17 protein-coding genes are annotated in these 21,773 nt (G+C 45.7%); 13 read left to right on the top strand and 4 right to left on the bottom strand.

The features are described 5' to 3' along the window. Positions 1–313 precede the first annotated feature (313 nt). From STSP1_RS05440 to STSP1_RS05455, 4 genes are all read left to right on the top strand, one after another. Entirely contained in the window at positions 314–3,238 is a 2,925-nt protein-coding gene (locus STSP1_RS05440; RefSeq protein WP_123806992.1) for a hypothetical protein, read from the top strand. A gap of 13 nt (positions 3,239–3,251) precedes the next feature. Continuing rightward, positions 3,252–4,622, top strand: coding sequence for a GH1 family beta-glucosidase (locus STSP1_RS05445; RefSeq protein WP_085755381.1), 1,371 nt, complete (start codon positions 3,252–3,254; stop codon positions 4,620–4,622). Positions 4,623–4,695: 73 nt separating this feature from the next. Beyond that, complete coding sequence (locus STSP1_RS05450; RefSeq protein WP_085755382.1) at positions 4,696–6,795, top strand: sodium:solute symporter family protein; 2,100 nt, start codon at positions 4,696–4,698, stop codon at positions 6,793–6,795. A 181-nt stretch (positions 6,796–6,976) separates the two neighbouring features. Beyond that, a complete protein-coding gene (locus STSP1_RS05455; RefSeq protein WP_085755383.1) occupies positions 6,977–7,726 on the top strand; it encodes a carbohydrate-binding family 9-like protein in 750 nt (249 codons plus the stop codon). Between the two features lie 26 nt (positions 7,727–7,752). Here STSP1_RS05455 and STSP1_RS05460 read toward each other — a convergent pair whose 3' ends face one another. Then, the gene (locus tag STSP1_RS05460) at positions 7,753–8,649 is read right to left on the bottom strand and encodes an AraC family transcriptional regulator (RefSeq protein ID WP_085755384.1); all 897 of its coding nucleotides are present in this window, start codon (positions 8,647–8,649) and stop codon (positions 7,753–7,755) included. 117 nt (positions 8,650–8,766) lie between these two features. Here STSP1_RS05460 and STSP1_RS05465 point away from each other — a divergent pair, with 117 nt between their 5' ends. Genes STSP1_RS05465 through STSP1_RS05475 form a run of 4 tightly spaced genes read left to right on the top strand, consistent with a single transcriptional unit; the run spans position 8,767 to position 11,562 of the window. Next, positions 8,767–9,633: a PIG-L deacetylase family protein gene (locus STSP1_RS05465; protein ID WP_085755385.1), complete on the top strand. Its 867-nt coding sequence runs from the start codon at positions 8,767–8,769 to the stop codon at positions 9,631–9,633. Beyond that, a complete protein-coding gene (locus tag STSP1_RS05470; RefSeq protein WP_085755386.1) occupies positions 9,630–10,385 on the top strand; it encodes a glutamine amidotransferase in 756 nt (251 codons plus the stop codon). The genes STSP1_RS05465 and STSP1_RS05470 overlap by 4 nt, the downstream gene beginning before the upstream one ends. A 16-nt stretch (positions 10,386–10,401) precedes the next feature. Then, positions 10,402–10,548 carry a hypothetical protein gene (locus tag STSP1_RS12470; protein WP_161491622.1) on the top strand — a complete coding sequence of 49 codons (147 nt, stop codon included), beginning with the start codon at positions 10,402–10,404 and terminating at the stop codon, positions 10,546–10,548. Beyond that, the gene (locus tag STSP1_RS05475; RefSeq protein WP_085755387.1) at positions 10,549–11,562 is read left to right on the top strand and encodes an SIS domain-containing protein; all 1,014 of its coding nucleotides are present in this window, start codon (positions 10,549–10,551) and stop codon (positions 11,560–11,562) included. A gap of 210 nt (positions 11,563–11,772) precedes the next feature. On the opposite strand, the gene thpR is transcribed toward STSP1_RS05475, so the two are convergent. Together thpR and STSP1_RS05485 are read right to left on the bottom strand one after the other, a co-directional pair. After that, the gene (gene thpR / locus STSP1_RS05480) at positions 11,773–12,345 is read right to left on the bottom strand and encodes an RNA 2',3'-cyclic phosphodiesterase (protein ID WP_085755388.1); all 573 of its coding nucleotides are present in this window, start codon (positions 12,343–12,345) and stop codon (positions 11,773–11,775) included. Then, a complete protein-coding gene (locus STSP1_RS05485; protein WP_085755389.1) occupies positions 12,342–13,082 on the bottom strand; it encodes a pseudouridine synthase in 741 nt (246 codons plus the stop codon). The genes thpR and STSP1_RS05485 overlap by 4 nt, the downstream gene beginning before the upstream one ends. Before the next feature lie 230 nt (positions 13,083–13,312). Between STSP1_RS05485 and STSP1_RS05490 the strand changes: the two genes are divergently transcribed. From STSP1_RS05490 to panC, 5 genes are all read left to right on the top strand, one after another. Next, a complete protein-coding gene (locus tag STSP1_RS05490; RefSeq protein ID WP_085755390.1) occupies positions 13,313–14,368 on the top strand; it encodes an SUMF1/EgtB/PvdO family nonheme iron enzyme in 1,056 nt (351 codons plus the stop codon). 721 nt (positions 14,369–15,089) lie between these two features. Next, positions 15,090–16,328 (top strand): galactokinase, encoded by a 1,239-nt coding sequence (locus tag STSP1_RS05495; protein WP_085755391.1) that lies wholly within the window; start codon positions 15,090–15,092, stop codon positions 16,326–16,328. A gap of 104 nt (positions 16,329–16,432) precedes the next feature. After that, positions 16,433–16,684 (top strand): hypothetical protein, encoded by a 252-nt coding sequence (locus STSP1_RS05500; RefSeq protein WP_094759654.1) that lies wholly within the window; start codon positions 16,433–16,435, stop codon positions 16,682–16,684. Positions 16,685–16,708: 24 nt separating this feature from the next. Beyond that, positions 16,709–17,788, top strand: coding sequence for a 2-amino-4-hydroxy-6-hydroxymethyldihydropteridine diphosphokinase (folK, locus tag STSP1_RS05505; protein ID WP_085755393.1), 1,080 nt, complete (start codon positions 16,709–16,711; stop codon positions 17,786–17,788). Further along, positions 17,785–18,633, top strand: coding sequence for a pantoate--beta-alanine ligase (panC, locus tag STSP1_RS05510; protein WP_085755394.1), 849 nt, complete (start codon positions 17,785–17,787; stop codon positions 18,631–18,633). The genes folK and panC overlap by 4 nt, the downstream gene beginning before the upstream one ends. Before the next feature lie 13 nt (positions 18,634–18,646). On the opposite strand, the gene purL is transcribed toward panC, so the two are convergent. Continuing rightward, positions 18,647–21,520 carry a phosphoribosylformylglycinamidine synthase subunit PurL gene (purL, locus tag STSP1_RS05515; RefSeq protein ID WP_085755395.1) on the bottom strand — a complete coding sequence of 958 codons (2,874 nt, stop codon included), beginning with the start codon at positions 21,518–21,520 and terminating at the stop codon, positions 18,647–18,649. Positions 21,521–21,773: the final 253 nt, after the last annotated feature.

Consider the following 21,773-nt stretch of genomic DNA (forward strand, 5'->3'; position numbering starts at 1 on the left):
AATTTTAGCCTTGTTAAATGCACTGCTAATCATTATGATACCAAAAATTGGATGATAATCAAAGCAGCATATTTAAGAAAATTTGAACTGAATGAAAATAGATTTTTATCCGTTGAGAGCACCTGTTGATTTTAATATTTCAGATTAGCGAGGTTTCTAAAAAATGAAAAATATTAAACTATGTTTAATAATTTGCACTTTCTCTCTTATCGCAGCCAATTTCAGCTTGGCTAAAAATGTTCTTTGCATAAGTGAAACCACAGAAACGACAAAAAGATATTATTACAACGATGCAGGTGCTTATATGTACCTGATGGAAAGATATTTCTCTCCAGAGCGAATACTTGACGAATGTTTCAATGTAACGCAAGTTAACTGGTCTAAAGCACAGCAGCACCTTAATAAATGCGAAAATTATGATGCTGTAATCCTATGGGAGGCTCCCTGTTATATAAAAGACTCCCGCAATGATGACCCTTACCACAAGGATGTTGACGTAATAAATGAACAAACAGCGGAAAAGATTGTTGATTACGTAAAAAACGGCGGGGCATTAGTAGTGGCTGGAGGCGTGGTTAATTATGGAAACGGCCACCCTTTGACAGGTGCAAGTACTGATGCAGGGGAAGGCAAAAGGAAGTACATTGGATACAGAGAATCCCCCCTTAGGGCTGTTCTTCCTCTGGAAATTCGAGACGATGTTACTATTGCCGCGATGGACAGAGAGCAAATCCAAAAAACATGCAATTCAGAGCTGTTGGGCTCAATAAACTTAAAAAACTGGCCCGCTAATGCTTATCACAAAACCCGTAAAAAGAAGGGAGCTGAAAATCTTGCATTATTGGACAACCGCCCCTTAATAAGCAGATGGCAGGTAAACGAAGGCCGTGTAGCAGCTGTAACTGCTGCTCCAAGAGCAAACATACTGGTGAAAAATGAAAAAAATGCTCTGAATCCTATATGGTCTAAAGAAGCTGTGCTTTGGGACAGAATTATAAGATGGGCAATGGGTATTCCCTTTCAATCCTCAGAAAAAGAAGCTCAATTAGTCCAAAAGTACAAAAATCTTGCATCAGGCCCTCAGGAACTGCCCTTTGGGGCACGCCTTGGCGAATACCCTTATATTGCTCACGTATTAGACGCTGCAATGCCTGATAATATACTTAATCTGAACTATAAATACATCAATGACTTGAACTTTAACAATGTTGTGATGCAGGGATACCATTCTATAGGCAAGCTCGACTATCAGGATACCCCTGAGTCTCTTTTGGAATGGTGCAAAGAGCATACTAGAGCCCTTGAAGAAAACAATTTAAGTATGATAGCAAGGCCGGCAATGGCAGAGTCTGTCAAATTTCACATACCTGACCCAAATCAATGGGCTCAAAAGGTTCTGCCTTCCGGAGAATTTGCTTCCCATTACGGAGGCTACAAACCATGCCCCTACAACAAATATGTACAGAAATACGCAAAAGAGCAAATGAAACAGTACATGCCTGTACTTTCTGAATTCCAGAGAATAAGGGGAATTGTACCAGAGGATGAATGGGCTTGGACTCTCGGCTATAGAAACCCTTACGAAGGCGGTCAGGGAATTGGATGTTACAGCCCTTGGGTAAATAAACGTTTCAAGAAACTGACCGGAAAAGAAGCCCCTGCCCCTGAATACAAAGAAAAGGGGTATATTGCCCCGGAAGACGATTTATGGCTCAAATGGTGCGAGCTGATTCGTCAGGACGCTTATGAAGAATATAATGAAATGGTTACTCAAACGGCAAGAAGTTACCGTGAGGATTTTCTTGTAAGTAACTACCCTGGGGGCTTTGAAGGAAACACCGGCTTGATGATTGAGGAGGTTTACCTCGACTGCTGGCGGGAAAGCCCCCTTTTGGCAATTGAACGTATGGACGTGAGAAGCAATTTCAGAATGGACTCAAGCAGGACAGAATTACCTGTATGGGCAATGGTTGGGATATTCAGGATGCCTGAGGATAAATCAATCTATCCCGAAACATTGAGACTCACCACAGGGGTTTGCCTCGGCAGCGGTGCAAAAGGGATAATCCTCTGGAATTACGTCAATCTTTGGGGACAGTATTTCCAGCATCCGGGACATGCGTGGCTTGAAAGTGAAGCGGAAGCTATAGGCGATTACCTGCATAAATTCGGCCCAATGTTTCTGGAATTAGAAAAAGAGCCCGCAGATATGTGGATTCTATCAGGATGGTTTTGGGTGAACAGTTTCGATAATTACCTGCACATACCGCCAGAGGAAACTTCCAATTACAACAAGGAAACACCTTGGTGGAATATACATATTTCGGAAATCGCCGGACCAGCTGCAATGAGAGCAGGCATTTACCCAGAATTTGTAACTGAAAAGCAGCTTATGAGTAAAGAGTTATTCAAACAAGAAGCCGTGATGCTGCCCGGGGCAATTTATTCCAGACAGGGTGTAGTTGACAACATTAATAAATACATCGAAAAAGGCGGAAAGGTTTACCTTGATCAATCAGCAGAAATAGAGATACCCGGCGCCGAAACATTGCCAGTGGACTTCTCCAAATGGCATCAGGATATAGCCGAGGGCAAACGACCTACCCAGCGGCCTACCGAAGAAAATTATAAGAAACAGCGAAAACTAAGTGAAGAACACATTAGCAATGCAGTAGATGTTTTAGAAGAACATGTAACCCCGCAAGTATCGCCAAATATTGAAATTGACAGCACAGAATCAGCCTACACCCTATTGGCTAATGGAAGAGCCAAATATCTGTTTGTATACAATGCCGATGAGCGAAATCAAAACACTTTCAATGTTACATGCCGAAATCTGCCAAATGTAGTCTATGATATAGAAAAATCTGAATTAGTTTCCGAAGGCCAGAATCCAATTAGTTTCAGCCTTTCACTGCCTCCCGGCGGGTGGAAAGTTTTTGCTCTTTGCGAAAATCAAATAGGCTCTTTAAAGGTACAAAAGGCAGATATTGAAGGCGACAAGTTAAATATTTCCGCTGAGATATACTCAGAAAACGAAGGAATATTTGATGCCGCTGTACCTGTAAAAATAATTCTTTACGGAGAGGAAAATAAAACACACGAATTTTACCGTTCAACATCAAGAGGGAAACTCAATATCGAAATGCCTTTTGGAAAATCAATACCAAAACCGGTTAAAGTTGAAATGATTGAATTGTTTGAAAAGCATAAATGTAAAAATATTATAGGAAACTAATACAGGAATCTTCATGGAAAACACAAAAAAATTCCCCGCCAATTTTGTCTGGGGCACAGCCACAGCTTCTTATCAGATTGAAGGAGCACGTTCACAAGACGGCAAAGGCGATTCTGTATGGGACATGTTTTGCAATAAACCAGATGCTATCTGGGAAAATCAGAAAGGCGACGTGGCCTGCGACCATTACAATCGCTACAAGGAAGACGTTGCGCTAATGCATCAACTTGGGTATAAATCTTACAGGTTTTCCATTTCCTGGCCGCGCGTTTTTCCGGAAGGCACTGGGATGCTGAATGAAAAAGGGATTTCATTTTACGAGAGATTAGTTGACGAACTTCTCGCAAAGGACATTGAGCCCTATATTACCCTTTTTCACTGGGATTATCCTTATGAACTCTACCGCCGCGGCGGATGGCTAAACCCTCAGAGCCCTGACTGGTTCGCTGAATACGCCAAAGCAGTTGTAGAGCGATTGTCGGACCGAGTAAGCAATTGGATTACAATGAATGAGCCTCAAATCTTTTTGGGAAAGGGGCATCTTGATGGAATTAATGCACCGGGCGATAAACTCGGATTTGCTCAATTCCTTCAGGCAGCTCATAATACACTTGTTGCCCATGGCAAAGCCGTGCAGGTTATACGATCATTTGCTAAAAAAACACCCAATGTCGGATATGCGCCTGTAGGAATAATAAAAATTCCTTCAACTAACAGCAAAGAAGATATTGAAGCAGCAAGACAGGCCATGTTTTCGGTTGAAGAAATCGGATACTGGAACAACTCATGGTGGACTGATCCGGTTTTAACAGGCAGATATCCAGAGGACGGAGTGAAAACTTTCGAGGAATATCTGCCTGATATTGACTTAAAGGATATGGAAATCATTTCACAAGACATAGATTTTCTGGGTCTTAATATTTATAACGGGAGAGAAACAGAAATGGGTCCGGATTCAAAACCACAGCCTGCCGAAAGAGAGATGGGTTACGGCCTTACCTCATTCGACTGGCCGGTAACACCATCCTGCCTTTACTGGGGGCCGAAGTTTTTCTATGAAAAGTATAATAAGCCCATATACATCACTGAAAACGGTATGGCGAATAACGACTGGGTTATGCTCGACGGCAAAGTCCACGACACTCAAAGGATTGATTTCCTTAAAAGATACATCCTTGAATTACATAGGGCAATCGAAGAAGGGGTGGATATAAGAGGTTACTTCTTATGGTCTTTGATGGACAACTTTGAATGGGCAGAAGGCGTAAAACAGAGGCTCGGCCTTATCTACACTGACTATACCACCTTGCAAAGAATTCCGAAGGATTCGGCATACTGGTACAAAGAATTAATTGAGACGAACGGGGAATCTCTTTTCAAATAAAATGCAGCCGGGCATCTGGCTGATTTGACAAGGCTTGAAGTTAGTAAAATATTATTCTTAACAAGGACTCCAAATGCATCTAATTGACTGGATGATAATTATTGTATCAGTTCTTACCGTACTTTTAATCGCAGGTACAACTAGAAAATATATGCAGGGCGTTGCAGACTTTCTTGCCGCAGGCAGAGTAGGCGGCAGATATATGCTGTGTATAGCCGAAGGAATAGCATGGCTTGGAGCTGTTTCAATTATAGCTGGATTTGAGACTGGTTACAAAGCCGGTTTTACATCCTTGTGGTGGCAGCAGATTCACGTTCCAATATTACTGCTGATCTCATTATCGGGCTGGATTATATACCGATACAGGGAAACAAGAGCTCTGACTCTTGCCCAGTTCTTTGAAATGAGATACAGCAGACGTTTCAGAATATTTGCCGGAATTCTGCAATGGGTTGCAGGCATTATCAACATGGGTATTTTCCCTGCTGTAACGGCACGGTTTTTCGTTTACTTCTGCAACCTGCCTTTAGAGCTCACTCTTGGCTCTGTTACATTTCCAACTTACTGGCTGGTAATGTTTTTCCTGCTGATTTCTGCATTAACACTGCTTCTGTTCAGTGGACAGATCGGTGTGCTTGTAACAGACTTTGTTCAGGGCTCTTTTACAAACATAGGGTTTGTCTGCCTTACAATTTTCTTTTTCTTCTTCATGTTCGGCGACTGGTCATTTATCGTTGATACTTTGATTGATGATAACCCCGAAATGATAAACCCGATGCTGACGAACAAAGTCGAAGATTTTAATATCTGGTTCTATCTTATCGCAGGCTTCAGCCTCGTTTACAATCACATGGCATGGCAGGGCTCGCAGGGATATAACGCCTCAGCCAAAAGCCCTCATGAAGCCAGAATGGCACGTATTATAGCCAACTGGCGAGGTGTCCCTAACATGGTCTTCTTTGCTGTATTACCGATTTGTGCATTTGTATATATGAACAACCCTGAGTTTTCTCAAGGTGCTGAGGTTATACAACAATCTGTGTCTGAGAACGTCGATAACGAAGCACTGACAAATCAGGTAAAAGTTACCCTTGCCATATCCCGAATGCTTCCAACAGGCCTTATGGGGATGTTCGCAGCCACAATGATGCTTGCTTCAATCAGCACCCTGAATACATACATGCATTCTTGGGGCAGTATTTTTGTTCAGGACGTACTTATTCCGATAAGAAACAAACCTTTCAATGCCAAAAAACATATTTGGGCTCTGAGGGGATCAATACTTTTTGTAGCACTGTTTGTATTCTGTTTCGGGATGTTATACAAGCAGACAGAAGACATACTTCTGTTTTTCGGGCTCACCGGTGCTATAGTTTTAGGAGGAGCAGGTTCAGTAATAATCGGTGGTTTGTACTGGCGAAAAGGCACAACTCCCGCAGCTTATTCAGCAATGATAGTTGGAGCCGTGCTTTCTCTTGGCAAAATAATACTGGACCAGGAAGCTCTCTTCACAAAACTTCGAGACTATATGATCTCTAAAATGCCTGCCACTGTTTCAAGCATCAACAGCTATGTCTCAAATCATTTCCCTGATATAATTGAAAAACACGGCATGTTCGAGAGCTGGCTCAGGATTCCAATTAACGGCCAATGGATGTTTGCTGTGGCAATGGCTTCGGCAATACTTACATATATTATGGTTTCTCTTCTTACCTGCAAAGGGAATTTCAATCTCGAAAAGATGCTCCACAGGGGCAAATACAAAATAGAATCTGACCAGTCCACCAGAGAAAAACCTCAACGCGGCCTGAAAATTTTTGGTGTCACAGAAGAATTTTCCAAAACAGATAAATTTATTTACTTTATAACAATATTCTGGTCTATGGGGTGGATGGCAGTATTTCTAGTTGGAACAGCGTACGCTTTGATCTCTGGCAATACAACGACTATGGGCTGGGCAAAATTCTGGCAGCTTCAGTTCTGGATATTAATTGCAGTATCCGTAATCGTGAGTATATGGCTTCTTATAGGCGGAATTAAAAATATGATAGAGATGTTCTCCGACCTCAAAACACTTAAGAGAAATGATCTGGATGACGGCAGGGTAATAAACAGTCATAATTTGAGCGATGAAGCCAAGCCAACTTCGAATGATGGCAGCCAAGGTCAGTAATGCTGTTAAGTCAAACAAAGCTTAATTAGTTACTGCATAAGGCAAGAAATACAGCAGCCTGTTCACGGCAAGTTTAGCACGGAGATTAGTCATATTAAACACAATAAAACTAACGCAAACTTGTGAGGGGACTGATGCATTGGCCTTAATGCTTAATTGAAAATTTTGACAGGGAACTTGTATGAAAAAGACAGTAAATTTTGTTCTGCTTCTCTCAATACTTTTATTTGGAGCTTCGTGTACTGTGTCAGAAATATCCGCAGTTAAAGAAAAGTCATATTTGGTTAAACGCATTGACGAGCCTTTGCAAATTGATGCAAACTGGGATAAGTCTGTATGGCAGGATATTAAGCCGCTTACACTTGGATTTTATATGGGTGAGAAGCCTGAATACTTCCCAACTGTGAAGGCAAAGCTTGCCTATGACAACGATAATATATATGTCATATTCAAAGTTGACGACAAGTACGTTAAGGCCGTGGCTGAAAGTTATAACGAACCCGTCTGTCTGGACAGTTGTGTGGAATTCTTTTTCACTCCGGGCGAGCGAATCGCAGACGGCTATTTCAATCTGGAAGCCAACTGCGCAGGCACAATCCTGATGTACCACCAGCTCGAACGCGGCGTAAAGGCCAAGCCGATGAGCGAAGCAAAGCTCGATCAGATAGAAATAGCCCATTCAATGCCGGGCTTAGTAAAGGAAGAGATAAAGACGCCGATAACATGGACATTGGAATATCGCCTGCCTTTGAGCATACTGGAGAGCCATTCTGCATTAACCAAGCCTAAATCAGGGGCAAAATGGAAAGCTAACTTCTACAAATGCGCTGATAATACTTCTAATCCGCATTGGCTGACATGGTCTTATGTTGACAAGCCGCAGCCAGACTTCCACAGGCCTGAATACTTCGGAACGCTGATTTTTGAGTAATCTATTATTGCTCGAGCTGAATTTTATCACAAGTCTCCGATGTGGGTGTTTCTGAAATGAAGCGGGGAGATCCCGTAAAACTTTTTGAAGTTTCTTGAGAAGTGGTAAGGGTCTTCAAATCCTACTTCATACCCCACCTCGCGAACTGTCAGGTTTGACTTTAACAGTATGCTTGCAGCCTTGTTCAGCTTGAGCCTCATAATGTATTGCTGGGGCGTAGTGTTTGAGTACCTCCTGAACAATCTCGACATATACCGTATGTTGACAGAACACGCAACAGCGACATCAACAGGGGAAAGGATTTCAGAGAAGCTGCTGTCAATGTACTTTTTACACTTCCTGTATTTTTCAAGGGCTAAAGTTTGTTTTTTTTCGGAGGGGGAAAAGCTTAACGCTTGCTCAAGGATGATAGCTTCAAGATACAAACTGCATAGTCTTGGCGAAAGTTCCATCTCTTCTAACCCCTTCTCAAGGATCACTTCCGTTAGAAAGTCGATTCGGGAAAAGTTTGTAACTTTGACTACTTTTCCTTTGCCGAATCCTGCGGTTTCGAACAGCTCACTTGCGTAAGTTCCGGTGAATGCTATAAAGATATGCTCCATCGGATAATCCTGATTGCAACGGTAGTGGTGAGGGGTACCCGGAGCAAAAGCACCTATCGTGCCCTTTTTAAGATTATAATTCTGCGAACCAATTTCAAAAAAGCATTCGCCTCTGATTGGTAACTCTAAGACATAATACGGATAGGTTCTCCTCTGTATCTCAAAGTCAGGAGCGCATTGTTCATATCCACCAAATACAACAGCCAGCTTCTCTTCTGTATCCGGCCTTGTGTCAAAAAAGAAATATTTTGACTTCTCATCATTTACGCTTCCCTCAAGTGCGAGATGCGTTTTCTTTTCTATTTGCTCTTTCTTTTTCATATCCTTCCTTAAAGTTACTTATATCCATCATTATGTTACTTGGCTCTATGGAAGTCAAGAATAATCATGAGATAATTAAATAGAGATTATGGAAGACTGAAAGATAAAAGGGGCTATATGATATACAGCGAAAAGTTTAAAACTAAAACAGAGTATGTCCGTCTTGTCGGCGATGAGAGAAGAACAGGGGAAACCCTTGCCGATGTCTCAAGGAGCTGGCAGGGTGAAAGAGAGCGGTTTCTTTTTATAAGTCCTCATGATGATGATGTTTTGTTAGGTGCAGGCCTTTTTATGCAGCTTGCTGTTAAAGAAAAAGTGCCTGTATATATAATGATCGTTACAGACGGTTCAATGGGTTATTGTGATGAGAATGAGAAAAATTCGATTACAGAACTCAGAAAGAAAGAGACCTATGATTGCTATATGTCTCTCGGCATACCTCGCGAGAATATAATCTGGCTCGGATTTCAGGATTGTCGATTAAACAGCTTTCAGGGGCGCAGATTTGATAACAGCGAGATGTCGCTTAAGGGTGCAGTTGGGCTTCAGAATTCATTTACTCATTGGATTAGAAAAATCGCACCAACCCAGTGTTTCCTGCCTACCTCAAGTGATATTCATCCAGACCACAAGATCGTACATCAAGAGTTTTTGATAAGCCTTTTTCATGCCGCCGGCGATATCTGGCCGGAGCTTGGAGAGCCGGTAAGCAAGGTTCCTTACGTCCATGAGATGGGTGTGTATTGCGACTTCCCAACGCCGCCTCATTTAAGGGTTAAGGCTCCATTTTCTATGCTCGAAAAAAAGGTTCAGGCAGCTGAGAAGTTCAAATCACAAAGGCAGGTAAGCTCACTTATTGAAATAGTTAGGAAATCAGGTCCCTACGAATATCTGCGTGAATTAAAGTATAAACTGTATCACCCTGAAGCCTACTATGCTATGTTTGAACGCAGCCATCATTATTATTTGCAGGGGCAGAGATGAGCATAAAGGATATTCTATATTTAGGCGATACCGATCTCAGGCAGCAGGCAGGATACCTTGCAGGTGTTATGTCTTGCAGCGGGATTAGTTTCGATTACCTTCCCTCAAACTTATCTTTCGATGAGAAGCTATTGAAAAACAGTTACAAGGCTGTTGTATTAAGCGATTACCCTTCTTCAAATTTCACTGCAAGCCAATTAGAAAAGTTAGCGGAAATGGTAAAAGACGGGACTGGCTTGATAATGATAGGAGGATGGGAGTCTTTTCAGGGACTGGACGGCAATTACAGCAGCACCCCCCTTGCGGACATTCTGCCTGTAAACATTTCAGACAGTGATGACAGAATGAATGTTTCCAGCCCGTTATTGATCTCAAGGGAGCTGCCCCATCCTGTAATCTCTGAACTGCCATTTGATAAGCAGGCTCCCGTAATAGGCGGACTCAACAGAGTTACTCCTAAACCGAATTCAGAGGTAATCCTCAGGGGTGTCAAGTTTACCGCAAGCAAGACAGAATCTTCTTACACCTTCACTCAAGGCGAAAGCTATCCGCTCCTTATTACAGGTTTCTGCGGCAAAAGCCGAACGGCTGCCTTTACTTCTGATGTTGCCCCGCACTGGGCTGGACCGCTGATTGACTGGGGGGATGCCCGCGTGAATGCGCAGGCAGATGGCGCTGAAGCTATTGAAGTTGGAAATTATTACACACAGTTTTTCAGCAATATTCTTAAATGGCTAACGAAAGAAATATGATAGTCAAGGAACAGTTATGATAAAAGGAAATGCAATTATTGGCAAGTCCGGCAGTCCAACATCAGTTATAAACGCCTCTCTTTCCGGCGTTATAGAAAACGCTTTGAAATCAAAAAATATTGACAACTTCAGTCTCATTGGTGTCTTGAAAGGATATATATAAATGGATTATAAAACAAAATATGACAAATTCGCGCTTTGCCGCGAAATGCTTCAAACACCTGAAATAATAAGAAATTTCTCACTTTTAGGGTGCAGGGACCTTGTAAATTCTATAAAAGAAATCGGAAGCCTGTTTCTTACCGGTGAGGGCTCGAGCCGAATTTTCCCAGCTAAAAATGCTGTATATCATTCTATGGTTCAAGGTTCGCCCTTAAGGATTTCAACTGAAGGAGCAAGGCAGGCAAGCGAATATGATCTCTCGAAAAGTATTGTGTTTGGCGCCTCTAACAGCGGCTCTACAAAAGAAGTTATTTGTCTTATGAACCAGCTAAAAGCAAAGGGGCATACGCATTGTTTCGGTCTTACAGCAAGAGAGAACACAAAACTTTCTGAAATCTCTGATGACACCTTTGTATTGACGTGCGGCTGGGAAGAAGCTGTTGCGGCAACTAAAAGCGTAGCTGAACAGGCACTCTTCTATCAGGAACTGCTCTCTCAGGTTGAAGGAAGCAGCATTTCAGGCCTGCTTTCAGAACTTGCAGACTCGGTGCAGGATGCTCTGGAAACTGAAATACCGGAACAGATTACTGATTCGATTGCAAATGCCGGAACCGTATATTTTGCCGGCAGAAATGATGGTGTTGCTGAAGAGCTTACGCTCAAAACAAACGAGATTACAAGAAAGAAAAGCGACTACCTTGAAGGAACTTATGCCGTCCATGGAATCGAGGAAGTGATGAATAAGGGTGATGTTGTTATCCTTATGAATCCTTTCAAATCAGAGCTTGAAAAGATCAAAGAAACACTTGCCGACGGTGTTGGGCTTAATGTTATAGCGGTTTCAGACGAACAAACAATATTCCCAACCATCAGAGTATCGCCGGTACAGGGAGCAGAGGGCTATACGTATCTTGCCGCCGGCTGGAACATACTTGTCGAAGTTGGTATGAAGCTTGACATAAATCTTGATAAAGCGGAAAGAGCGCGAAAAGTGGGCAATGAGCTTGTCGGCTGAAGTTCAAGCCAGCCGCTTTTCATTTCCATTTTTCAGGGGTGAGGAGCTGTTTTAGAGATCACTGATTCGCCAGCTGAACACGGTATATCCCTTGCCGCATTTTACAACTGAAAGAGCAAGTGATAATGCAAGATTATTTCTGTAAATTTGATTTCTGTTTGAATTTGCGTTATCGTTTTCAAGTTTTTAACAGCAATCTGAAATCTCCTCTTACTGCGGGCCTGCAAAGAAGTACTGAGCAGCGAGGGTATATTCTGGCCCTTTTTTTGTCAGCTCGCTTGTAAATACGCATACGCTTTCCACCGGACAGCTCCCGAAAGACTGCTTCTTCAGGGAGCGATCTATGCTTTTGATGATTCTCGCAGGACGAGGCGATTTAATTCTTGCAAGAGTTATATGCGGCTCGAATCTTTTCGACGGACTGAAAAAGCCCTTCTCAGCGAGCGGTCTGCAAACCGCTTCCCGCAGAGCCTTGAGCTCTTCAGCTCCCTTGGTTACGCCTGCCCAGAAAGTATGGGCATTTTTCCCGAATGTTCCCGTGCCCCGAAGGGACATCGTGAAATCCGCCCTGCCGGTTACGCTGTTTCTAACGATATCGCAAACACTCTGGAGGTTGTTATCTGCCACCTCTCCAAGGAAAGCGAGAGTGATATGGGCGTCTTCAGGCTTAACCCATTTTATATCCCTGCGGAAATGTCCCAGCTCAGGAGCGATTCTCTTCTGCACCCTGTCTATCTTATCGAGGACCTCAGGGTAAGGCACAACAGCAACGAAAGTTCTCATTTTCCGTCCTTGCCTCCCTCCAGCCTTGTTGCCTTGCGGAGGTATGCAATCTGCTTGCCTGTAAGCTGCTTGAAATTGCCGATGCCAACCCCCTTCAGGCTGATATTCCCGATCTTCGTTCTTTTGAGCCTTTTCACCTTGAAATCAAGCCTTGCAAGCATTCGCCTCACCTGCCTGTTTTTCCCCTGAAATATAGTCATCTCCAAGAGAGTTTCGTTCGGGCCGCGATGGAGCACCTTTATTATTGAGCGTTTTGTCTTTCCCTCGCTCAGCCAGATGCCTTTCTTGAGCTTTTCGATTGATTCGCCGTCGAGCTGCCCCTTAACGAGGATCTCATAAGTTTTGGAGAGCTCGTATCTGGGGTGAGTGAGCCGGTTGGCAAGCTCGCTGTCGTTTGTGATGATGATTGCGCCGGTAGTTTCCTTATCGAGCCGGCCAACGCAAAACACCCTCTGCCTTACGGGCACAAAATCTATCGCTATTTTCCGGTTCAAGGGGTCGCTGTTTGTGCATAACACGCCCTTCGGCTTGTTCAGCAGGAAATACACCTTCGTTTCGCTGCTTATCCGCCTGCCCATATAAGTGATTCGGTCAACCTCGGGATCGGCAAAGGCCGGCAGCTCATCAACTACCTCCCTGTTAACCCGTACATCGCCCTCAAGGATAATCTCCTCACATTTGCGTCTTGATGCTATACCTGCATCAGCAAGTATTTTTTGAAGTCTTACTTTTGCCATTTCTGCTCCTATTAGCTTCTCAGCTATTATTTGCTGTTTCAATTAATTGAGAGAGCATTATGAATTTTTGAACTGTAAATTCAATCACAAAAATATAGTATGCTTCTAAAGGGTGAGAAATATTTTTTGAAAAAATCCATCCTCGAGAAGTATTATATTAAGTAAGAGCTGTCAATTCTGTTTTTGAAAAACAGATTTTTAAGTTGTTATATCCTATTAAAGGAAAGGCTATGCAGTTAACTAAAAAGATACCGTTATTTATTATGCTCCTTCTTCTGAGCGTATCTTCGTTCTCTCAGTGGGATTCAAAATACGACCTCGACGGCAATGAGATTGTAGACTTAAGCGATTTTTCCCAGCTTGCTCTTCACTGGCTTGAAACGCCCTATTTAGAGATGCCGGCGGTGTTTGGGCTTGACAAGAACGAGGCGGAAAACGTAATTCTTAATGCAGGATTGAGGATCGGCTCATTATCCGAGCAGCACAGCCTGTCGTTTCCAGATGGGACAGTAATCAGCCAGTATCCCCTTGCGGGAAGAACAGTTTCCTCGGGCGAAGCAGTAGCTCTAACCGTCTCTACGAGAGATCAAAACAGGGTTAGCGGTATGTCCTGGGTTTACATCAGCGACCCAAACTTTACCGGCTATATGAGTAAATACGAAACCACAAACCAGCAGTATTGCGATTTTCTCAACGATGCTTATATTGCCGGAAAGGTGGAGATTATAGAAGAGCAGGTTTTCGCTGCCGGCGGGAATTATTCAGGTAAAATCTACTATGATATGAGCGATTCAAATGCTCAAATAGATTTTTCTTCCGGCTATTTTTATGTCCAAACCCGTAACGGCTTTAATATGGCCGATCATCCAGTTACGAAGGTAAGCTGGTACGGAGCTAAGGCATTCTGCAACTTTTACGGCTTCAGCCTGCCCACTTTAGGCCAGTGGGAAGGTACAGCAGATTACGACGGCACATTCGATTTCGGCTGCGGAGAGATAATAGACCATTCAAGAGCCAACTACGCCCGCAAAAACCCACTCGGACTATCACACTATCCTTATACCACCCCCGCAGGCCATTATCCGGCTCACGGCTACGGGCTGTGCGATATGGCTGGGAACGCTTGGGAATGGACGCTGACAAGCTGCGCAGACGATAAGCGAATTGCTGCAGGCGGAGGCTGGTTCAGCTACGACGGGAAAAGCTGCTCTGCAGCAAACACATATTGCGATTCGCCTGAGAATACAATAAGCGATACAGGTTTTAGAGCTGTAAAGCAGCAGTAATATTTATGCTGTCTTTTGAAGGCGGCATTACTCAAAGCCTTTCTATAAAGCGTCAAGAAGGTGTTGTCCGTAATCTTTACGGCTGCACAACCATATTCCCAAGGATTGTATTTATCTAGCCCTCTTTTAATCACGAAAGGAGCTTCGCGAAGCCCCTTTGTCCGAAGTGAAAAGCGGCGTGTGCGACAATTTTTTTGGGCAAAATGCAAATCATTATGTTGCAATGCTTTGTAGAATTTATTGCTATCTATATTACCCTGAAACTCGCTAAGGATTTTTTGTTTGCTGGTTTTGTTGGCAAGTAGAGGCGAACCTGCGCGATCGTCTTGCCTGCGAAGCGTGAAAATTCGGCGGAAAAAACTTATACCTATTGCTTCTCATTGCCTTTTGTCCACTTATTTCGTCCGCCGTAGGCGGACTTCATGCGTGGCTCTGATTGTCGTTAGTATTCCGCAGCGATTTTACAAAGCGAACCATTTAAACCGAGCCGCACGTGGAGGCCCGCCGTAGGCGGGCCGGAACAAGCGGATAGATTCGGCTTTAAAAGGCTTTGCCAAAAAATAATGTCGCACACAAAGCGGCTCAGCGGGGAGCTTTTTGCTTGCTGAAATGAGCATAGTAATTATACTCACGCCTTCAAGATTCTTTGCAAGCTTACGTCCGGTATTAACAAAGACTAATTGGAACGTATTCTCATTTGAAAAACTAACGAGGTGAAATTATGGATTTATCCCAACAGGATAAGCAGGTAGTCGAAAATCTCAACGAGATGGCCAAGGAGCAGGGGCTTGATATCAGCGGCGGTAAGGTTCGCCGGAGCTCTTCGCGTTTCTGTCTCGGAGTAGAACACGGCGATTACAACGGAACAGAGCTGTTCGGCGTTGGTACAGATCGGTTCATCTGGATGGCCTACAAACCAAATGGAACAAACAAATTCCGTCTTTACAGCGGCAACTTCCCCGAAGACGGGATTGTGGAATTCGAAATCGGCAGCGTACCCGGCCCTTATTCGGTTCGTGATTCGTGGAGCAGATTCCCCTACGGAGCGGATTATATGCTCCGGCAGAAGGGCTATCAGCTCAAGGAAGGCTTTGATGCAGTGATCTACGGGAATATCCCTGGCGGAGGTATGAGCCGGTCTGCCTCACTTGCCCTGAATCTGATCCTTTCTATGTGCGATGCAAGCGGGATTAAGATTGAAAACCAGCTCGATGTAATTGATATAGCTGTGGGTATAGAGAATGAATATATCGGCTCGCCATGCGGGGAGCTCGATCAGATTATGATCCTTTTCGCCAAAGAGGGCATGGGCACCCACTACAACCCTGCAGACAGGTCTATCAGCTATGTACCGATGGGCGGAGACACCGATGAATTCAGGATTGTAGGGCTCGACACAGGAACTGTAAGGCCTGGGCTCGAGAAATCCACATACAAGATCAGGCGGGCTGAATGCGAGGAGCTCGTAGAGAAGGCACAGGAAGCGGGCTTCGAGATAAGCTGCCTTGCAGACGTAAAAGAAGAGAGCCTGTTCAACCGTATTTACAATCATTTCATCGTAACAGACCCCGAGCTTGTTCAAAGGCTCGTTTATATATACAATGCCCAGAAGCGTTTCTATCAGATGCTCAATGCTTGGAGAGATGGCGACATTGAAACAGTGGGCAAGATATTCCGCGAAGACGGGATTGGGCTTCGCGATGACTACGTAATTTCCGGCCCTGAGCTTGAAACGATGTGCGATACTGTAAGAACCGTTGACGGCGTACTCGGCGAAAGGATGCTCGGCGGAGGCGATAAAGGCGCTGCAGGAGCTCTGGCAAGGGCGGAAGCAGTGGACGATTTGAGAAAGGCCGTGGATAACGGATACCCCAGAAGCCATCCGGACTTTGCTGATAAGTATGCTGTGCATGTATGCAAGGTTGTCGATGGCATAAAGGTGTTTGAAGGCGCTCTTTAATAAACGAAAAACCAACAAAAGCCGCAAAATTTTAGAGAATTTATATGCAGGGCATCGCTGTAGCGGGCTCTGCATTTTTAACTAAGATAAAAAAAGGAATAAAAATGAAGCAAGAGTCAAAAATCAAAAATTTACTTATCGGTTTTGGCATAGGCATCGGCCTTGCAGTATGTATGGGTCAGGCGGTTGCCCCGCGAGAGGGAACTTACCAGATTTCTTCGGGTGATGCCGAGGCGGTTTTTATTTTAGACACACGCAACGGCCAAATTTGGCAGCGAACAGACTCAGACATCACCGATTTCGGCACGCCGCAAAACCCCAAATCTGAAGAGAAAAACGTTATTAAAACCCAGTAGCTCATTGTGAAAAACGCAGAAGCTATGCAGAATACGGTTTATATATCTCTTGGAAGCAATCTCGGAGATAAGCAGGCAAACATCCGCAAGAGCCTCGAGAAGATTGCTGCAAGCCCGTCCTGCAAGCTTGAGAAAACAAGCCGGATAATCCAAAATTCCCCGCTCTCAAGCTCCAATCAGCCAGACTACTGCAACTGCGCTGCAAAAATTTCCACAAGCCTTACACCTTCAGAAATGCTTGAGTTTCTCCAGAGAATCGAGGATTCTCTTGGCAGGGAACGGCAGAAGAAATGGGGCTCGAGAACAATCGATCTGGATATTATCTACTATAACGAGGATGTGATAAACACCCCCGAGCTTCAAGTGCCTCATCCGCAGATGCACCTTAGAAGCTTTGTTCTCTCTCCGCTTTCCCAGATAGCCCCAATGTTCAAACATCCTGTTTTGGGGTTGGATACCTTGGAAATGCTTGTGAATGTACGGGGCGGGAGCTTTTTCAACGAAAACCACAACCCCCGCCTTGTCTGCATAGCAGGAACTATCGGTGCCGGGAAAACCACGCTCGCCAAGATTCTCTCTGCAAAGCTCGAAACTGAGCTTCTGCTTGAAGATTATCAGAACAATCCGTTCCTGCCGTTTGTGTATCAGGGCAGGGATGATCTCGCTTTGAACAGCGAGCTCTATTTCCTGGACAAATCGCTCCAGCAGCTCAGCCGCACAAGCCTGCGGCCGGATAACATATACATCACAGACTACCTGCCCGAGAAATCGCTTATCTTCCCGAAGTTCTGGCTCAATCAGGAGGAAAGGCTAATCTTCTACGAACAGTTTGAACGGGCAGCGATAAACTTCTGGCCTGCCTCTTTGCTTGTGCATATAAAAGGCCCGCCGGAGGTTTGCCTTAAGAGGATCGAGCAGAGGCAAAGGCCAATGGAATCACGGCTCCCGGAAGATCTGGTTTACAAACTGAACTCTGAGTATTTAAGGCTCATTAGAAACTGGAAAAAATCGCCTGTACTCGAGATAAACAGCGATCACGTTGATTTCACAGATCAGAAAGCAGCGGAGGATATTGCATTGAAAGTGAGGTATTATCTGAAATGAAAAAAGTTCAAACAATAAGCGAGATTCGCAAAATTGTTTCGAGCGTTAAGGCTGAAGGGAAAACCGCAGGCCTTGTGCCCACTATGGGAGCTCTGCACGAAGGGCATCTCTCGCTTATAAAGAAAGCAAATTCCGAATGTGATTTTGTTGTTGTGAGCGTTTTTGTTAATCCAACGCAGTTCGCACCGGATGAAGACCTTGAGAGCTACCCCCGAAATTTATCGGAAGACTTGAAACGCAGCGAAAAGGCAGGAGCGGATGTGGTGTTTGCCCCTTTGGTAAGCAGTATGTATCCCGAGCCTCAGAGGGTTTGGGTGGATGTTGAAGGCCCGCTCACAGAAACTCTCTGCGGGGCGAGCCGCCCCGGACATTTCCGCGGCGTGGCTACGGTATGCACGAAGCTTTTCAATATCGTCCAGCCGGACAGGGCATATTTCGGTGAGAAGGATGCCCAGCAGCTTGCAGTGATAAGGGCAGCGGCAAGGCAGCTCAATATGCCTCTGGAGATTGTAGGCTGCCCAATTGTGCGGGAGGAAAACGGGCTTGCGATGAGCAGCAGGAATGATTATCTCAGCGAGAAGCAGAGAGAGCAAGCGGGCGTGCTTTACGAATCTCTGGAGCTTTGCAGGGAGCTTTTCGATTCAGGCGAGCGGAATACTGCCCGCCTTAAGAGCAAAATCCGTGAAACAATCCGGACCTGCCCTTCAGCAGATATAGACTATATCGAAATCGTGCGTAAAGACACCTTCCAGTCAGAAGAGGATATAACCGCCGAATCACTTGCAGCGATAGCGGTTCAAATCGGTCCGGCGAGGCTTATAGACAATATCACGCTGAATCCCTAATTCATAAGCCCGCCTAAAATGCAAGCGGCTTCTGCCAAGCCTTCTTGAGCGATTCGTTGGAGGCGTTTATCAGCTCATTATCCCCGCCTTTTATCACAAGGCGAGCTGAATCTGTTACTTTGCCCACCCGTGCAAACACGCAGCCTTCAAGGGCACGCTCAAAGTCGGCAGTTTTATCCGCCTGCACTTCTACAACATACCGTGAATTCGATTCACTGAACAGCCTTGCCTCATTGTTTAAGCCTTCTTCGCTCTTTATAAGTCCTGCATCGCACTCCAGGCCGAGCCCGCCTGCAAAGGCCATCTCAGCAGCGGCAGCGGCGAATCCGCCTTCCGAGCAGTCGTGTGCGCTGCGAACGAGGCCGGAGGAGATTGCTGTGTGCATTTTCTTTGCGGTTTTAACAGCTGCTGCGGCATCCACCTTCGGTACATTGGCCCCGAGCTTGCCGTTTATGCTGTAGTAATGCGAGCCGCCGAGCTCGTTGAAGGTTTTGCCCACGAGGTAAACCGCATTGCCCGGCTTCTTGAGGTCCATCGTTATGCACTCCCGCACATCATCCACCTGAGTGAGGGCGCTTATGAGAAGGGTCGGCGGGATGTTTATTTCTGTGCCGTCTTCGGTTTTGAATTCGTTGTTGAGCGAGTCTTTACCTGAGATAAACGGGGCCTCAAAGCCCATAGCGCCGGCATAGCAGCCCTGCGATGCCCGCACGAGCCCGCCAAGGATTTCCGGCTTGCGGCAGTTGCCCCAGCAGTAGTTGTCCAGCAGTGCGATTCTGTCCGGCCGGCCGCCCACGCACACCACATTACGTACCGCCTCATCGATGCCTGAAAGTGCCATCCAGTATGGGTCTATGTCGCCGTATAGCGGGTTCATCCCGCAGGCAATCGCCACGCCTTTATCGCTGGCCTGCTTCGGCCTTATGACTGCTGCATCGGACGGCCCGTCTAACGCCACGCCCACCAGCGGCTTGACAACACTGCCGCCCTGGACCTCGTGGTCGTACTGGCGGATAATCCATTCCTTGCTCGCAACGTTGTATGAACTGAGGATCTCTTTCAAATCTTCATTATAGTCAAATTTATTCTTTGCCTCCGGCTCGCTGAGCTTGGGTGTCCTCCATTCGGCTGTCCTTGAATACTGCGGTATGCCGTTATGCAGAAATTCCATCTCAAGCTCGCCCACCTGATTTCCGTTGTAGTTGAGGGTGAGCTTTTTGTCGCTGGTAAACCGCCCTATATGCGTTGCCTCAACGTCTTCAGAGCGGAAGATTTCCAGTATCTTCTCGAGGTTCTCCGGCTTCACAGCAAGCACCATCCGTTCCTGCGCCTCGCTGATCCATATCTCTGTATAGGAAAGCCCCTTATACTTCAGCGGAACCCTCTCCAGCTCCACATCCACGCCTGTTTTCTCCCCCATCTCTCCCACAGCCGAGCTGAGCCCGCCTGCGCCGCAGTCTGTGATGGCATCATACAGCCCTGCATCTCTTGCCTTGAGGATTGTATCCAGAGCCTTCTTTTCAGTTATCGCATCACCAATCTGCACGGCGTGCGAGAATATGTCTTCGTGTTCGTGGGTCATCTGGCCGCTGGAGAATGTGGCTCCGTGAATTCCATCGCGTCCGGTTTTTCCGCCCACTACAACCACATAATCGCCTGGACTCGCCTCGCCGAAGCATTTATCCCGCGGGATAAGCCCTACTGTCCCGCAGAATACCAAAGGATTGGCCATATATCGCTGGTCGAAATATACCGCCCCGTTCACGGTTGGGATGCCCATACGGTTGCCGTAGTCTCGAACGCCGCTCACAACACCCTTCATCACCCGCCTTGGGTGCAGAGTGCCTTTCGGAACGTCCTCAAGCCTTGTGTCAGGCTTCCCGAAACAGAATACGTCAGTGTTGGCTACGGGCTTTGCCCCGAGCCCTGTGCCCATTGGATCTCGCAGCACCCCCCCGATACCGGTAGAAGCGCCGCCGTAGGGATCGAGAGCAGAGGGGTGGTTGTGAGTTTCCACCTTGAAGCATACCGCATCATCCTCATCGAACTCTACAACACCTGCATTATCTTCAAACACCGAAACGCACCATTTCTTTGCGAGATCTTTTGTGGCCTTGAAAACGGTTTCCTTGATCAGATTATCGAAGTGGATCTTTTCGCCGTCGCAGTCCATATCAATGCTGCTTTTCAGCGTTTTGTGAACGCAGTGCTCGCTCCAAGTCTGGGCGATTGTTTCCAGCTCCACGTCTGTGGGGTTGCGCCCGATTCGCTGGTAGTATTGCTGGATCTCGCTCATCTCCTTCTCATCGAGAAACAAGTCCATCTCTTTGCTGAGCTTCATAAGCCCTTCTGCGCTAAGCGAGAGGAGCTCTATTTCTGTTATTTTGAGCTGGTATTCATCGGTATGAGGGGAAGGAGGCTCGGAATCGCTGCCATAGATTACCTCTTCCACACAATCGTTTGCAAGCACTCTTCTTGTGATAACGTTTATATCCTCGTCCCTGAGCGAGCCGGTGATGGCGTATTTTTTTGCTGTGCGCACGCCGGCGGCTTCCGCCCCCATATCGGCAAGGGCTGCGGTTACGGAGCCGGCCACCGAATCGGTTACGCCGCTTTTGAGATGAACCTCTACAACCCTGCGGTTTGCAGTTTCCTTCTCGGCCTTCCTGCCCACAAAGCAGTCTTCGCAGACAGTATCGGTGAGCAGTTCATCTGCCACGCGCCCTGCAAAAGACTCATCGAAATCCGCATCAATAAGGAATACCTTTGTGCATTCCACATTTTCAACGCCCTCTATGCCCAGCTCCTTTATCTCCTCAAGAACTGCCTTCCCGTGTACGTCCGGCCAGCCTATCTTGCTGGATATTTCAAAACGCCAAATACTCAATTCAGCACCCTTTCTTTTTCGCTAATAATACTAATCAGCTCTTTATGAGCCTGCACAGACGGATATTTTAACAAAAATTGCATTTTTAACCATACCAAAATCCACAGGAATACATTCATTACGCAGATTGCAAGGAGATATTACCCACCGATTTTGCGGCGGGCGGCAAGTGGCGAGTCCGCCTGCGGAGGAGAGGTGAGATTTTTTTGACGGGATTTACAGGATGGGATAAAGATATGGCCTGTGGCGAGTG

Source organism: Sedimentisphaera salicampi (assembly GCF_002117005.1).
Taxonomy (GTDB): domain Bacteria; phylum Planctomycetota; class Phycisphaerae; order Sedimentisphaerales; family Sedimentisphaeraceae; genus Sedimentisphaera; species Sedimentisphaera salicampi.

Excerpts from the sequence above, each read along its gene's own strand:
- STSP1_RS05460 (WP_085755384.1), bottom strand. The coding sequence starts at position 8,649 with ATGAAAAAGAAAGAGCAAATAGAAAAGAAAACGCATCTCGCACTTGAG.
- STSP1_RS05485 (WP_085755389.1), bottom strand. The coding sequence starts at position 13,082 with ATGGCAAAAGTAAGACTTCAAAAAATACTTGCTGATGCAGGTATAGCA.
- STSP1_RS12470 (WP_161491622.1), top strand. The coding sequence starts at position 10,402 with ATGATAAAAGGAAATGCAATTATTGGCAAGTCCGGCAGTCCAACATCA.
- STSP1_RS05450 (WP_085755382.1), top strand. The coding sequence starts at position 4,696 with ATGCATCTAATTGACTGGATGATAATTATTGTATCAGTTCTTACCGTA.
- STSP1_RS05490 (WP_085755390.1), top strand. The coding sequence starts at position 13,313 with ATGCAGTTAACTAAAAAGATACCGTTATTTATTATGCTCCTTCTTCTG.
- STSP1_RS05455 (WP_085755383.1), top strand. The coding sequence starts at position 6,977 with ATGAAAAAGACAGTAAATTTTGTTCTGCTTCTCTCAATACTTTTATTT.
- STSP1_RS05445 (WP_085755381.1), top strand. The coding sequence starts at position 3,252 with ATGGAAAACACAAAAAAATTCCCCGCCAATTTTGTCTGGGGCACAGCC.
- folK (WP_085755393.1), top strand. The coding sequence starts at position 16,709 with ATGCAGAATACGGTTTATATATCTCTTGGAAGCAATCTCGGAGATAAG.
- STSP1_RS05465 (WP_085755385.1), top strand. The coding sequence starts at position 8,767 with ATGATATACAGCGAAAAGTTTAAAACTAAAACAGAGTATGTCCGTCTT.
- STSP1_RS05500 (WP_094759654.1), top strand. The coding sequence starts at position 16,433 with ATGAAGCAAGAGTCAAAAATCAAAAATTTACTTATCGGTTTTGGCATA.
- STSP1_RS05495 (WP_085755391.1), top strand. The coding sequence starts at position 15,090 with ATGGATTTATCCCAACAGGATAAGCAGGTAGTCGAAAATCTCAACGAG.
- panC (WP_085755394.1), top strand. The coding sequence starts at position 17,785 with ATGAAAAAAGTTCAAACAATAAGCGAGATTCGCAAAATTGTTTCGAGC.
- STSP1_RS05475 (WP_085755387.1), top strand. The coding sequence starts at position 10,549 with ATGGATTATAAAACAAAATATGACAAATTCGCGCTTTGCCGCGAAATG.
- STSP1_RS05440 (WP_123806992.1), top strand. The coding sequence starts at position 314 with ATGGAAAGATATTTCTCTCCAGAGCGAATACTTGACGAATGTTTCAAT.
- STSP1_RS05470 (WP_085755386.1), top strand. The coding sequence starts at position 9,630 with ATGAGCATAAAGGATATTCTATATTTAGGCGATACCGATCTCAGGCAG.
- thpR (WP_085755388.1), bottom strand. The coding sequence starts at position 12,345 with ATGAGAACTTTCGTTGCTGTTGTGCCTTACCCTGAGGTCCTCGATAAG.